General features: G+C 69.7%; 12 protein-coding genes. 8 read left to right on the top strand and 4 right to left on the bottom strand.

Going from position 1 to position 13,982, the window contains the following annotated elements:
• Positions 1-41 precede the first annotated feature (41 nt).
• From tkt to ACWDMM_RS14245, 7 genes are all read left to right on the top strand, one after another.
• A complete protein-coding gene (gene tkt / locus ACWDMM_RS14275) occupies positions 42-2,183 on the top strand; it encodes a transketolase (RefSeq protein WP_357105541.1) in 2,142 nt (713 codons plus the stop codon).
• 6 nt (positions 2,184-2,189) lie between these two features.
• On the top strand, positions 2,190-3,326 hold the full coding sequence (gene tal, locus ACWDMM_RS14270; RefSeq protein WP_449937704.1) for a transaldolase: 1,137 nt from the start codon (positions 2,190-2,192) through the stop codon (positions 3,324-3,326).
• Between the two features lie 3 nt (positions 3,327-3,329).
• The gene (gene zwf / locus ACWDMM_RS14265) at positions 3,330-4,904 is read left to right on the top strand and encodes a glucose-6-phosphate dehydrogenase (RefSeq protein WP_195080215.1); all 1,575 of its coding nucleotides are present in this window, start codon (positions 3,330-3,332) and stop codon (positions 4,902-4,904) included.
• On the top strand, positions 4,901-5,809 hold the full coding sequence (gene opcA / locus ACWDMM_RS14260) for a glucose-6-phosphate dehydrogenase assembly protein OpcA (protein WP_195080316.1): 909 nt from the start codon (positions 4,901-4,903) through the stop codon (positions 5,807-5,809). Before zwf ends, opcA begins: the two co-directional genes overlap by 4 nt.
• Complete coding sequence (gene pgl, locus ACWDMM_RS14255; protein WP_449937701.1) at positions 5,802-6,557, top strand: 6-phosphogluconolactonase; 756 nt, start codon at positions 5,802-5,804, stop codon at positions 6,555-6,557. Before opcA ends, pgl begins: the two co-directional genes overlap by 8 nt.
• Before the next feature lie 106 nt (positions 6,558-6,663).
• A complete protein-coding gene (locus tag ACWDMM_RS14250) occupies positions 6,664-8,970 on the top strand; it encodes a thiamine pyrophosphate-dependent enzyme (protein WP_449937698.1) in 2,307 nt (768 codons plus the stop codon).
• Between the two features lie 51 nt (positions 8,971-9,021).
• Positions 9,022-9,501 (top strand): SRPBCC family protein, encoded by a 480-nt coding sequence (locus tag ACWDMM_RS14245; RefSeq protein WP_195080218.1) that lies wholly within the window; start codon positions 9,022-9,024, stop codon positions 9,499-9,501.
• Between the two features lie 8 nt (positions 9,502-9,509).
• Here ACWDMM_RS14245 and ACWDMM_RS14240 read toward each other — a convergent pair whose 3' ends face one another.
• On the bottom strand, positions 9,510-10,112 hold the full coding sequence (locus tag ACWDMM_RS14240; protein WP_195080219.1) for a DUF7691 family protein: 603 nt from the start codon (positions 10,110-10,112) through the stop codon (positions 9,510-9,512).
• A 60-nt stretch (positions 10,113-10,172) separates the two neighbouring features.
• Positions 10,173-11,156: an alpha/beta fold hydrolase gene (locus tag ACWDMM_RS14235; RefSeq protein ID WP_449937695.1), complete on the bottom strand. Its 984-nt coding sequence runs from the start codon at positions 11,154-11,156 to the stop codon at positions 10,173-10,175.
• 60 nt (positions 11,157-11,216) lie between these two features.
• Between ACWDMM_RS14235 and ACWDMM_RS14230 the strand changes: the two genes are divergently transcribed.
• Positions 11,217-12,077: an SDR family NAD(P)-dependent oxidoreductase gene (locus ACWDMM_RS14230; RefSeq protein WP_195080220.1), complete on the top strand. Its 861-nt coding sequence runs from the start codon at positions 11,217-11,219 to the stop codon at positions 12,075-12,077.
• A 9-nt stretch (positions 12,078-12,086) separates the two neighbouring features.
• On the opposite strand, the gene secG is transcribed toward ACWDMM_RS14230, so the two are convergent.
• Both secG and ACWDMM_RS14220 read right to left on the bottom strand, forming a co-directional pair.
• Positions 12,087-12,320, bottom strand: coding sequence for a preprotein translocase subunit SecG (secG, locus tag ACWDMM_RS14225; RefSeq protein WP_039798855.1), 234 nt, complete (start codon positions 12,318-12,320; stop codon positions 12,087-12,089).
• Positions 12,321-12,375: 55 nt separating this feature from the next.
• Complete coding sequence (locus tag ACWDMM_RS14220; protein ID WP_195080221.1) at positions 12,376-13,974, bottom strand: MFS transporter; 1,599 nt, start codon at positions 13,972-13,974, stop codon at positions 12,376-12,378.
• Between the last annotated feature and the right edge of the window lie 8 nt (positions 13,975-13,982).

Here is a 13,982-nt window from a genome sequence, read left to right as displayed (position 1 = left end):
CCCACCGCCGTCGACGAACCAATGTCAGGAGAACCTCGGTCGTGTCGATCACAGACGACATCCGCGCCCTCACTCAGCCGAACCACCCGGACGACTGGACGGATCTGGACACCAAGGCTGTCGACACCATCCGGGTTCTGGCCGCCGAGGCGGTGCAGAACGCCGGAAACGGCCATCCCGGCACCGCGATGAGCCTGGCGCCGCTGGCGTACACGCTCTACCAGCGCACCATGCGCATCGATCCGAGCGATCCGAGCTGGGTCGGCCGCGACCGGTTCGTGCTGTCGGCCGGTCACTCCAGCCTGACGCAGTACATCCAGCTGTACCTGGCGGGTTACGGCCTGGAACTGGACGACCTGAAGAACCTGCGCAAGTGGGGCTCGCTCACCCCTGGCCACCCCGAGTTCCGGCACACCGACGGCGTCGAGATCACCACCGGCCCGCTCGGCCAGGGCCTGGCCTCGTCGGTCGGCATGGCGATGGCGGCGCGTCGCGAGCGCGGCTTGTTCGATCCCGCCGCCGCGCCGGGCACCAGCCCGTTCGACCACTTCATCTACGTCATCGCCTCCGACGGCGACCTCGAGGAGGGCGTCACCTCCGAGGCGTCGTCCCTCGCCGGCACTCAGCAGCTGGGCAATCTCGTCGTGATCTACGACGACAACAAGATCTCCATCGAGGACGACACCACCATCGCGTTCACCGAGGACGTCGCCAAGCGCTACGAGGCATACGGCTGGCACGTGCAGGTGGTCGAGGGCGGTGAAGACGTCGTCGCCATCGAGGCCGCGCTGGAAGCGGCCAAGGCCGAGACCGGCAAGCCCTCGATCATCGTGCTGCGCACCATCATCGGCTACCCCGCCCCCAGCAAGATGAACACCGGCACCGCCCACGGCGCCGCCCTGGGCGCGGACGAGGTCGCCGCCACCAAGAAGATCCTCGGCTTCGACCCGGACAAGAGCTTCGACGTGGACCCGGCCGTCATCGAGCACACCCGCAAAGCCATCGAGCGCGGCCGCGCGGCGCACGAGCAGTGGCAGCAGTCCTTCGACGCGTGGGCCGCGGCCAACCCGGAGAACAAGGCGCTGTTCGACCGCCTGTTCGCGCGGCGGCTGCCGGAGAACTGGACCGCGAATCTGCCCAGCTACGAACCGGACCCGAAGGGCATGGCCACGCGCAAGGCGTCCGGCAAGGTGCTCGCCGCGCTGGCGCCGGTGCTGCCGGAGCTGTGGGGCGGTTCGGCCGACCTGGCCGAGTCCAACAACACCACCATGCCCGACCAGCGCAGCTTCGGGCCGGAGTCGATCTCCACCGGCATGTGGAAGGCCGATCCGTACGGCCGCACCCTGCACTTCGGCGTCCGCGAGCACGCCATGGGCGCGATCCTCAACGGCATCGCGCTGCACGGCCCGACCCGTCCGTACGGCGGCACCTTCCTGGTGTTCAGCGACTACATGCGCCCCTCGGTGCGCTTGGCCGCGCTGATGCGGGTGCCCGCGATCTACGTCTGGACCCACGACTCCATCGGTCTGGGCGAGGACGGCCCCACCCACCAGCCGATCGAGCAGCTGGCCGCGCTGCGCGCCATCCCGGGCCTGAACGTGGTCCGCCCCGGCGACGCCAACGAGACCACCTACGCCTGGCGCACCATCCTCGAGCGCGACAGCAGCGAGCACAGCTCGCACTTCTCGGTGTCCGAGCCGCCGCACCAGGACGGCCCGTCCGCCTTGGCGCTGACCCGCCAGGATCTGCCGATTCTCGAGGGCACCAGCTACGAGGGCGTGTCCAAGGGCGGTTACATCCTGGCCGAGGCGTCCACGGGCACACCGCAAGTGATCCTGATCGCCACCGGATCGGAGCTGCAGCTCGCGGTCGCCGCCCGCACTACGCTGGAGGAGCAGGGCATCGCCACCCGCGTGGTGTCGATGCCGTGCGTGGAGTGGTTCGACGCGCAGGACAAGGCTTACCGGGACGAAGTGCTTCCGCCCGCGATCGCCGCGCGCGTCGTCGTCGAAGCCGGTATCGCGATGCCGTGGCACCGGTTCGCCGGTGACGCGGGCGAGATCGTGTCGATCGAGCACTTCGGCGCCTCCGCCGACTACAAGACCCTGTTCCGCGAATTCGGCTTCACTCCGGAAGCCGTCGTTGCCGCCGCGCAGCGCACGCTCGAGAACGTGAAGGGATAAGCGCTCATGGCTCAGAACGAGAATCTCGCCGCCCTCTCGGCGGCGGGAGTGTCCGTATGGCTCGACGATCTGTCCAGGGACCGGATCAGATCCGGCAACCTGCTCGAACTGATCGAGACCAGGTCCGTCGTGGGGGTGACCACCAACCCCACGATCTTCCAGGGTGCGCTCAGCCAGGGGCACGCCTACGACGGCCAGCTGAAAGACCTTGCCGCGCAGGGCGCCGACGCCGACGCCGCGATCCGCACCATCACCACCGATGACGTCCGCGCGGCCTGCGACGTGTTCGCTCCGGTCTTCGAGGCGACCGGCGGCGTGGACGGCCGGGTGTCCATCGAGGTCGACCCGCGCCTGGCGTTCGACGCCGACAAGACCGTCGCGCAGGCGGTCGAACTGTGGAAAATCGTCGACCGGCCCAACCTGTTCATCAAGATCCCGGCCACCGAGGAGGGCCTGCCCGCGATCACGGCCGTGATCGCCGAGGGCATCAGCGTGAACGTCACGCTGATCTTCTCGGTGCAGCGCTACCGCGCGGTGATGGGCGCCTACCTGGAAGGCGTGAAGAAGGCCAAGGTCGCCGGGCACGACCCGGCCAAGATCCATTCCGTCGCCTCGTTCTTCGTCTCCCGCGTCGACACCGAGATCGACAAGCGGCTCGAGGCGATCGGCACCGAGGAGGCGCTCGCGCTGCGCGGCAAGGCGGGCATCGCCAACGCCCGTCTGGCCTACGCCGAGTACCAGGACGTGTTCGACGGCGGCAAGCACACCTCCACGTACCAGACCCTGGCCGCGTCGGGCGCGAATCGGCAGCGGCCGTTGTGGGCGTCGACCGGCGTGAAGAACCCGGAGTACCCGGACACGATGTACGTCACCGAGCTGGTCGCCGGGAACACGGTGAACACGCTGCCGGAGAAGACGCTGCAGGCCGTCGCCGATCACGGCGTGATCAGTGGCGACACGGTCAGCGGCAAGGCCGAGGAGGCCAAGGAGGTCTTCGATCGGCTCGCCGCGGTGGGTGTCGACCTCGACGACGTGTTCGCGGTGCTCGAGCGCGAGGGCGTGGACAAGTTCGAGAAGTCCTGGGAGGAGCTGCTTTCGGCCACCGCCGACGAGCTGAAGTCGGCGTCGACCGGGAACGGCTGATCGATGGCCGGGACAGCGGCCGAGGATCGGCCCGACGCGGCCGAATGGCACAACCCGCTGCGGGACAAACGGGACAAACGGCTTCCGCGCATCGCAGGACCGTGCAGCATGGTCATCTTCGGCGTCACGGGTGACCTGTCTCGGAAGAAGCTGATGCCGGCCATCTACGACCTGGCGAACCGGGGGCTGCTGCCCCCGGCCTTCGGCTTGGTCGGCTTCGCGCGCCGCGACTACGCGGACGAGGACTTCGCCCAAGTGGTGCTGGAGGCGGTCAAGGCGCACGCGCGGACCCCCTTTCGCCAGGAGGTCTGGGATCAGCTTCTGGAGGGCATCCGGTTCGTCCAGGGCACCTTCGACGACGACGCGGCCTTCGACCGGCTCACCGACACCCTGACCACGCTGGACAAGGAACGCGGCACCGGCGGCAATCACGCGTTCTATCTGTCGATTCCGCCGAACATGTTCCCGCTCGTGCTCGACAAGCTCTGCGCTCACGGTCTGGCCCAGACCACCGGGCCCGACGCCGCGCGCAAGCCCTGGCGGCGGGTGGTGATCGAGAAGCCGTTCGGGCACGACCTGAAGAGCGCGCAGGAACTCAACGCGCTGGTCAACGGGGTGTTTCCGGAAGAGCGGGTGTTCCGCATCGACCACTACCTCGGCAAGGAGACGGTGCAGAACATCCTCGCGCTGCGCTTCGCCAACCAGCAGTACGAGCCGATCTGGAACGCCAACTTCGTCGACCACGTGCAGATCACCATGGCCGAGGACATCGGCCTCGGCGGACGCGCTGGCTACTACGACGGCATCGGGGCCGCGCGGGACGTGATCCAGAACCACCTGCTGCAACTGCTTGCCCTCACCGCCATGGAGGAGCCGATCAGCTTCGAGCCCAAGCAATTGCAGACCGAGAAGATCAAGGTGCTCTCCGCGACCAGGCTCATCGAACCGCTGGACGAGACCACCGCGCGCGGCCAGTACACCGAGGGCTGGCAGGGCAGCGAGCACGTGGTCGGCCTGTTGGAGGAAGAAGGCTTCGACCCGAACTCCAAGACCGAGACCTATGCCGCGATCCGGCTGGAGATCGACACCCGCCGCTGGGCCGGTGTGCCGTTCTTCCTGCGCACCGGCAAACGGCTCGGCCGCAGGGTCACCGAGATCGCGGTGATCTTCAAGCGGGCCCCGCACCTGCCGTTCGACCAGACCATGACCGAGGAACTCGGCCAGAACGCGCTGGTCATCCGGGTGCAGCCGGACGAGGGCATCACGACGCGGTTCGGCTCCAAGGTGCCGGGCTCCAGCATGGAGGTACGCGACGTCAATATGGACTTCAGCTACGGCGAGGCGTTCACCGAGTCCTCGCCGGAGGCCTACGAACGCCTGATCCTCGACGTGCTGCTCGGGGTGCCGTCGCTGTTCCCGGTGAACGCGGAGGTCGAATTGTCCTGGCGCATCCTGGATCCGGTGCTCGACCACTGGGCCGCGGCGGGAAGGCCGGAGCCGTACGAGGCGGGCACCTGGGGCCCGTCGTCCGCGGACGAGATGATCGCCCGTACCGGGCGGGAATGGCGGCGCCCGTGATCGTCGACATGCCCGACACCAAGACCGGCGAGGTCACCAAGCGCATCGTGAAGTTGCGCGAGAGCAACGGCGTGATCACCATGGGCCGCGTGCTCACGCTGGTGGTGTGCACGCTCGACAGCTCCGAGGCCGAGCACGCGATCGAGGCGGCGAACGAGGCCAGCCGCGAGCACCCCTGCCGCGTGGTGGTGCTCGCGCGCGGCGACCGGGAGGCGCCCACCAGGCTGGACGCGCAGATCCGCGTGGGCGGCGACGCGGGCGCGGCCGAGGTCATCGTGCTGCGGCTGCAAGGCGAACTGGTCAGCCACGAAAGCAGCGTCGTCACGCCGTTCCTGCTGCCGGACACTCCGGTGGTCGCCTGGTGGCCGCGCGGAGCGCCGGAGTTCCCGTCCAAGGATTCGGTGGGGCGCCTGGCGGGCCGCCGCATCACCGACGCCACCTTCGCGGCCGATCCTCAGGCGACGATCAAGAGACGACTGCAGTCCTATGCCAGCGGCGACACCGATCTGGCGTGGAGCCGGATCACCTACTGGCGTGCCCTGCTGGCGGCGGCCATGGACGAGCCGCCGTTCGAACCGGTGGACTCGGTGACGGTGTCCGGGCTGCGCGACGAGCCTGCCCTGGACATGCTGGCCGGCTGGCTGGCCGCGCGGCTGGACTGCCCCGTGCGCAGGCGAACCGGCCCGCTGCGGGTGGAGCTGCATCGGCCCACCGTCTCCATCGCGATCGAACGACCGCAGACCGGCCGCACCGCCACGCTGACCCGCACCGGCGAACCGGTGCAGCGCATCGCGCTGGCGCGCAGGGAGACTCGCGACTGCCTCGCCGAGGATCTGCGCAGGCTGGACGCGGACGAGATCTACGCCGAGGCGCTGGCCGGAATCGAAAGGGTGATCTATGAGTGAGCACACCGATTCGCCGTTCCCCAGCGACACCGTCGAGGTGCATCTCGACACCGAGTCGCTGGTGGCCGCCGCAGCGGCCCGGTTCGTCTCGGTGGTCGTCGCCGCACAGGCCGAGCGCGGTTCGGCGTCGGTGGTGCTGACCGGCGGCGGCACCGGCATCGCCCTGCTCGAGCAGGTGCGCAAGGCGCCGGGCGACATCGACTGGTCCCGGGTCGAGGTGTTCTGGGGCGACGAGCGTTTCGTGCCCGCGAACGATCCCGAGCGCAACGACCTGCAAGCCAGGCAGGCGCTGCTCGACCACGTGCCGGTGGATCCGGCGCGCGTGCACCCGGTGGCCGTGTCCGACGGCGAGTACCCCGATCCGGTGGAAGCCGCCGCCGAGTACTCCGCGACGGTGCACGCCCACCTCGCCGAACACGGCGCGTTCGACCTGCACCTGCTCGGCATGGGCGGCGAGGGGCACGTGAATTCGCTGTTCCCGGATACCGACGCGGTGCGGGAAGCGCACGAACTCGTCGTCGCCGTCACGAATTCGCCGAAGCCGCCGCCGGTGCGGGTGACGTTGACCCTGCCCGCGGTGCGCCGCAGCAGGCACGTCGTGCTGGTGGTCGGCGGCGCGGCGAAGGCCGAGGCAGTGGCCGCGGCCATCGGCGGCGCGGACCCGGTGGAGGTGCCTGCGGCGGGTGCGACGGGCATCGACTCCACCACGTGGCTGCTCGATCAGGAGGCAGCGTCCGCCCTGCGCTGAGTTACTGTCTGTCATCTCGTAAATCCGCCTGTCGTCACCCTCGGTTTTCGTAAGAACACCGTCAGATATCCCGGACGAACGGCGGAGTTTACGAGATGATCGGTCGGTGACCGATCAGGCAGTCGAGCTGGACGAGCGGTTCCGTGCCTCCGTCGCCGCACTCGCGCCGCGCCCCGGCCGCGCGGCGCATCAGCCGATCGCACCCGGCGCGATCACCGGCGCGGCATGCCTCGAGTTGTTCGAAGCGCAGGCGACGAGCAGGCATCTCGATTTCGCGGCACGCCGCCTCGGCGGCGCCCGGCAGGGCTACTACAGCATCGGATCGTCCGGCCACGAGGGCAACGCCGCTATCGCGGCCGCACTGCGGGTCACCGATCCCGCCCTGCTGCACTACCGATCGGGGGCGTTCTTCGTGCACCGGGCCCGGCGCGTGCCAGGGCTCGATCCCATCCGGGACGTCCTGCTCGGGGTGGTGGCCGCGGCGGCGGACCCGATTTCCGGTGGGCGGCACAAGGTGTTCGGCAGCGCCGACGCCAACGTCATCCCGCAGACCTCGACCATCGCCTCCCACCTCCCGCGCGCCGTCGGGCTGGCGTTCGCGATCGATCGCGCGGCCCGGCTCGATGTCCCGTGTCCCTGGCCCGCCGACGCGGTGGTGGTGTGCAGTTTCGGCGACGCGTCGGCCAATCACTCCACCGCGGCCGGCGCGATCAACGCCGCGATCCACACGGCCCGCCAAGGGATCGCCATGCCGATCCTGTTCGTCTGCGAGGACAACGGCATCGGGATCAGCGTTCCCACCCCACCGGAGTGGATTCGGCAGGCCTACGGCAGCCGCCCCGGCCTGGCCTGGTTCGCCGCGGACGGTTGCGCCGCCGTCGACGCGCTGACCACCGCCGACACCGCGGCGCGGTGGGTGCGGGACCGGCGCGCGCCCGCGTTCCTGCACCTGCGGACCGTGCGCCTGCTCGGCCACGCGGGATCCGACGTCGAAACCGCCTACCGCCGTCCCGCCGAGATCGCCGCCGACCTCGCCCGCGATCCGGTCCTGGCCACCGCGCGACTGCTGATCGAGTCCGGCGTGGCCACACCGGCCGACGTGCTGGACCGGTATGCCGCCATCGGCCGCCGCGTCGCCACGGCCGCCGAACGCGTCTCGGCCGAACCGAAACTCGCCTCGGCGGCGGCCGTGATCGCCCCGATCGCGCGCGCCCGCCCTGCGCTGGTGCGCGCCGACGCGCTCCGAACCGGCCCGCTGCCGCACAACGATCGCGAACACCCCCCGGACGCGAACGCCGGCCCCGGTGCGCCACGCCGGAACGGCGCTGAGCGCACCGAGCAGATGACCATCGCGCAGGCGGTCAACGACACCCTCGCGAGCATGCTGGCACGCGATCGCGACGTGCTCGTCTTCGGGGAGGATGTCGGCCGCAAGGGCGGTGTGTACGGCGTGACCAAAGGTCTGCAGAAGACGTTCGGCGCGCGCCGGGTGTTCGACACCCTGCTGGACGAGCAGAGCGTCCTCGGCACCGCGTTGGGCTCGGCGCTGGCCGGGTTCGTGCCGATTCCGGAGATCCAGTACCTCGCCTACCTGCACAACGCCGCCGACCAGATCCGCGGCGAGGCGGCCACGCTGTCGTTCTTCTCCGACGGCCGCTACCGCAATCCCATGGTGGTGCGGATCGCCGGATACGCCTACCAGAAAGGCTTCGGCGGCCATTTCCACAACGACAACTCGGTGGCCGCGCTGCGTGACATCCCCGGCGTCGTGCTGGCCTCCCCCGCCCGCGCCGACGACGCCGCGGCGATGCTGCGCACGTGCGTGTCGGCGGCCCGCGTGGACGGCAGAGTGTGCCTGTATCTCGAGCCGATCGCGCTGTATCACACGCGTGACCTGCACCGTCCCGGCGACGACGAGTGGCTGGCGCGCCCGTCCGCCGCCGGGTACGCCGAGATCGGCCGGGCCCGCGTCTACGGTGACGGCGCCGATCTGACCCTGGTCGGCTTCGCCAACGGTGTGCCGATGAGCCTGCGCGCAGCGCGGCGTCTGGCTCGGCACGGTATTCACGCACGGGTACTCGACCTGCGCTGGCTCGCTCCGCTGCCGGTGCACGATCTGCTGCGCCACGCGCGCGCGACCGGGCGGGTCCTCGTCGCGGACGAGACCCGCCGCAGCGGAGGCGTGGCCGAGGCCGTGTGCGCCGCGCTGATCGATGCCGGTTTCACCGGCCGTTCGGCGCGCGTGACCAGCGAGGACAGTTTCGTGCCTCTGGGTCCGGCCGCCGCGACGGTGCTCCTCGACGAGGACCGGATCGAAGCCGCGGCCCTGCGTCTGCTGGGCGAGGCGACCACCGCGCGAACGCGGCGCGCCGAAGCCCGGCATTCCGCGAAACTCGATTCGGCCGGGGAATAGTGGAAATAAATACAGTGAGAACACGGTGACCAGCAGCGGAAAGGACTCGCGATGACCACGATGTCCATGCTCGGCGAGGTACGACCGGAGCACGAGCACACGGCCGACGGCGACCTGGTGCTTCTGCACTATCTGCGGTCGTTCCACAAGCCCGTGCTGGAGGTGTGGTCGGCGGCCACCGAGCGCGGCCAGCTCGCCCGCTGGCTCGGCGCGGTCTCCGGCGGCAACGGCAACCTGACCATCGACCTGTTCGACGGTCCCGTGTCGGGCCCGGTCGCGGTGCGCGTCGACCACTGCCAGGCGCCGCACGAATTGGTCGTGCACATCGACGGCTGCCTACTCGAAGTCCGGATGACCCAGGTCGGCGTGGTCACCACCGTGGAACTGACCCGCCGCCACGTCTGCCCCGCCGACGCGGGCGCCATCGGCCCGCGCTGGCAGTACCTGCTCGACCGTCTCACCGCCTACCTCGACTACCAACCGCTGCCGCGCTGGTCGGACTATCCGAAGCTGGCCGAGGAATACCGCTAGGCCCGCGGTCAGTAGAAGAACCCGGCGACACCCCAGCCGGGACGCGCCTGCGCCTCCCGGATCCACGCGACGCAGGACTCGATGGCGGCGAGCACCTCGTGGTCGACCTCCTCGCGTTGCGGTGGCGTGGTCGACTCCCATTGCACCAGCGCTTCCGCGCACTGCTCGGGCGTCCACTCGCCGTAGCCGGGCAATTCGTCGGGCTGCGGCAGCGAAGGCGGCAGCGAGTGGTACATGAACGATCGGACGCCGACCGCTTTGATGCCGAGCGTGGCCAGACCGTCGTCGACGTGGTCGAGCCAGCGGCCGCGGAACGCCGAGAAGTAGCGATTGTCCACGAAGCGGCCGTAGAACTGGCAGATCGTCTGGAAGGCGTAGCCGTACTGGAAACCGTAGGCGGGGTCGAACGGGCCGCCGTCGATGACGGCGCGCACCGCCTCGTAGCGGGTGGGCGCGCCGGCCGCGATCTCCTCGGCGAACCAGTCGTCGTCATGGGTGAGCTGGGCTTTGAACCGGCCGCCGATCATCCGCCGGAGCTTGTCGTCCCGGGACCCGATGGCGCCCTTGATCCGGTCCAGCTCGACGACGTAGATGCTCAGGCCATAACTCATTCACCGAACAATAGCGGTGCCCACCGACACCGAACGCGGCTGAGCCCGTGGAGGATTCGCTCAGGCCGAAAGCACGGCCGGATGCTCGGCCAGATGGGCCAGATGAGCGGTGAGCAACGCGTTCACCTGCTCGGTCCGCTCCAACTGGACGAGATGGCCGGCGTCGGCGATCTGGGTCACCGCGCGCAGGTCTGCGACGTGCGCGCGCATGGTGGCCAGCGGATCGCGGCCGCTGAAACCTTCCATGTCGGGATCCCGGTCGCCGTACAGGAAGTAGGCGGGCACAGTGACTCTCGCGTCCGCGTAGTCGGCGGTGAGTTCCCAGTTGCGGTCGAGGTTGCGGTACCAGTTCAATCCGCCGGTGAACCCGGTGCGCTCGAAATCCGCTGTCAGCGTGTCCAGTTCGTCCGCGCCGAGCCATCGCCACGGCAGCGCGGGGGCCTGCGGCAGCACGTCGAGGTAGCCGGTGCCCTCGGCGGGGAAACGCCAGGTGTCGAGGTAGTGGTAGTCGGCGCTGAGCGCGTGGTACACGCGGGCGAGGAACTCTCCCGGCCGCGCGCCCAGTTCCGCGTCCGCCACGCCGGGGGTCTGGAAGTAATGCAGGTGCAGGAAATGCCGAGCCGCCGCCTTGGCCCACAGCTGCGACGGCATGCGCGGCGGACGCGGCGCGAACGGATTGTTCAGGACGACGACCCCGCGCACCCGCTCCGGCGCGCGCAAAGCCAGTTCCCACACCAGGGCCGCGCCGAAGTCCAAGCCGACGAACACCGCTCGCTCCGCGCCGATGTCGTCGAGCAGGGCGAGCAGATCACCGCAGACCGCGCGATTGGTGTACGCCTCCGGGTCGGCCGGGACATCGGTGCGTCCGTAACCGCGCAGGTCCGGCGCGATGGCGCGGTACCCGGCCGCCGCCACCGCGGGCAGCTGACGGTGCCAGATGTACCAGGTGTGCGGGAAGCCGTGGCAGAAGACCACCGGTTGCCCGGTTCCCTGCTCGGCGACGTGCATCCGGACCCCGCCGGTCGTCACGAACCGATGCGTCATCTCCACACGGACCTCCAAAAGCTAGAACACGTTATCGTTTCACGGTAGTGTTCCGGTTTCGTGAGCGGAATACCCGAAAGGCTCGAAGGCAAGGTCGCGGTGGTCACCGGCGCCAGCCGCGGCATCGGCAAGGGCATCGCGCTGGAGCTGGGCGCGGCGGGTGCCACGGTGCTCGTCACCGGCCGCTCGGCGGCACAGGGACGACTCCCAGGCACCGTACACGCCACGGCCGCGGAAATCGATGCCGCGGGCGGAACCGGCATCCCGTTCGTGTGCGATCACCGCGACGACGACGCGGTGGAGCGGCTGTTCGAGCTGATCCGCACCGAACACGGCAGACTCGACGTGCTGGTCAACAACGTCTACAACTCCCCCGCCGCGGCCCGCTGGCTGGGCAAGCCGTTCTGGGAGGTCCCGCCGGCAGCCTGGGACGAGTCGTTCGACGTGGGCGTGCGATCCCATTACGTGGCAAGCTACTTCGCCGCGCCGCTGCTGATCGAGTCCGGCGGGCTGATCGTCAACATCTCGTCGCCGGGCGCGCGCCGGTACATGCACAACGCGGTGTACGGCGTCGCGAAATCCGCCGTGGACCGGCTCACCGCCGACATGGCGCAGAATCTCGCCGGCACCGAGGTCACCGTGGTCTCGCTCTGGCCTGGCATCGTGAATACCGAACTGCTGCAACTGGTTCCGGCCGACGCCGAGGGCAGGCGGCTGGTCACGCTGCCCGGCGAGGGCACCTTCGACCTCGGCGACGCGCAGACGCCGCGATTCACCGGCCGCGCCGTCGTCGCGCTCGCCACCGACGCGGGCCGACGCTCCCGCACCGGACTTCCCTGGCCGGTGGCCGACCTCGCCGAGTACTACGGGTTCACCGACATCGACGGGCGCGTCCATCGCCTCGACCAGCGAGCGCGGTGACCGCGGGAATCAGGCGAACTTGATCTCCAGGCCGATGCCGAGGATGGCGATCAGCCAGATGACGCCGGTGAAGATGGTGACGCGGTCGAGGTTCTTCTCCACGACGGTGGACCCGGACAGGCTGGACTGCACGCCGCCGCCGAACAGGCTGGACAGACCTCCACCCTTGGCGCGGTGCAGCAGCACCAGCAGCACCAGCAGCACACTGGTGATGATCAGGAGGATATCCAGGAACATCCGCATGCCGGACAGTGTATGCGGTCGGTGCGACGGCACCGAATCAGGCACTCGGCCGACCCTAGCGCCGGTCGACGGCGACCAGATGGGTCACCTGCTCCCCTTCGGCGGCGCTGAACTTCGCGACGGCCTCTTCGCGCAGCTGGTCCTGGGCGGTGAGCCGAACCTGGTGCTGGTGCATGTGCTCGGCCCAGGAGCGCACGACGAACGCCTCGACATAGCGATCGATCACCCCGACGTCGCGATACAGGCGCCATTCCATCGCCCCGGTGCGCTGCCTGGATCGCCCGACGAAGGCCATGGCGGCGAGGAATTCCTCGACGCACCCCTCCGGGACGTCGTAGTTGCGCAGGATCAGCACCGGACCGTCGTCGGGATCGGGTTCGACCACCAGCTGGGGTTCCGGCCAGAACGCCGACGGGGTGAGATCGAGCAGTTCGGGATCGTTGCGGATGGGCAGCCACACCGTGCTCACCGCGCAGAACGCCAGCAGCGCCGCGGCCCACAGCAGCGCGGGCACCGTACCGATCGCGTCGGCGACCAGACCCCAGACCAGTGAGCCGATCGCCTGCCCGCCCATGAAGACCAGCAGGTACACCGACAGTCCCCGGGCACGCACCCAGGACGGCAGCAGCAACTGCATGGTCGAGTTCATGGTGGACATCGCCAGCAGCCAGGCCAGCCCCGCGAACACCAGCAGCACGAGCACCACCGGCACGACGCGCAGCAGCGCGCTGCCCGCCGTCGCCAGTCCGAACAGGATCGCGGCGACGGTCAACCGCTGCGTGGGGGTCAGCCACGCGCGCAACCGCGACAACCCCGCCGCGCCGAGCACCGCGCCGATGCCGAGCGCGCCCAGCATCAGACCGTACCCGGACGAGGACAACGCGAGCTGATCCCGCGCGACCACCGGCAGCAGCGCCCACACCGCGCTGGCGGGCGCGATGAACAGGATCGAGCGCAACAGCACCCGGCGAATGGCGGGCGCAGCCCGGATGAACCGCGTGCCCGCCTGCAAAGCCGCCAGCGGGCGCTCGGTGGGCAGCCGCCGATCGGTCGCGGGGCGGCGCCACACCGTCAGCACCGCGACGATGCCGACGAACGACACCGCGTTCAGCGCGAACACCAGCGTCGGCCCCGACAGCGACACCAGCACCCCGGCCAGCGCGGGACCCACCGCCCTTCCGATGTTGATGTTCATGCTGCCCAGCGCCGACGCCGCCGGGATCTGCTCGCGCGGGACCAGTTCCGGCTGGATGGCCTGCCAGGCGGGCGCGGTCAGCGCTTGGCCGCAGCCGAGCAGGAACAACAAGGTGAGCAGCACCGCGGGCGTGGTGTGCCCGGTGGCGGTCGAGACCGCAAGGATCATGGCCAGCACCGCCATCGTGGACTGCGCGCCGAGCAGCAGCCTGCGCCGATCCAGCAGGTCGGCGAGCACGCCGGACGGGATGGACAGCAGCATCACCGGCAGCGTGATCGCGGTCTGCACGAACGACACCAGCGCCGCCGCGTTGGGCTGATCGACCATGATCCACTGCGCGCCGACGGTTTGCATCCACGTGCCGAGGTTCGACACCAATTGCGCCACCCACAGCGCCCGGTAGACCGGAGAACGCAGCGGCGCCCAGGTGGAAATCGGCGTCGTCGCGGCAGTGGTCACCCGCCGGA

The sequence above is a fragment of the Nocardia sp. NPDC003726 genome, assembly GCF_053586955.1.
The sequence above is the reverse complement of the archived record's forward strand: the minus strand, read 5'-3'. Positions and strand labels throughout refer to the sequence as shown.

What these genes read in the sequence shown, in the direction of transcription:
- tal (WP_449937704.1), top strand. Translation starts at nt 2,190, where the DNA reads ATGGCTCAGAACGAGAATCTCGCCGCCCTCTCGGCGGCGGGAGTGTCC.
- zwf (WP_195080215.1), top strand. Translation starts at nt 3,330, where the DNA reads ATGGCCGGGACAGCGGCCGAGGATCGGCCCGACGCGGCCGAATGGCAC.
- pgl (WP_449937701.1), top strand. Translation starts at nt 5,802, where the DNA reads ATGAGTGAGCACACCGATTCGCCGTTCCCCAGCGACACCGTCGAGGTG.
- ACWDMM_RS14245 (WP_195080218.1), top strand. Translation starts at nt 9,022, where the DNA reads ATGACCACGATGTCCATGCTCGGCGAGGTACGACCGGAGCACGAGCAC.
- ACWDMM_RS14240 (WP_195080219.1), bottom strand. Translation starts at nt 10,112, where the DNA reads ATGAGTTATGGCCTGAGCATCTACGTCGTCGAGCTGGACCGGATCAAG.
- ACWDMM_RS14235 (WP_449937695.1), bottom strand. Translation starts at nt 11,156, where the DNA reads ATGACGCATCGGTTCGTGACGACCGGCGGGGTCCGGATGCACGTCGCC.
- secG (WP_039798855.1), bottom strand. Translation starts at nt 12,320, where the DNA reads ATGCGGATGTTCCTGGATATCCTCCTGATCATCACCAGTGTGCTGCTG.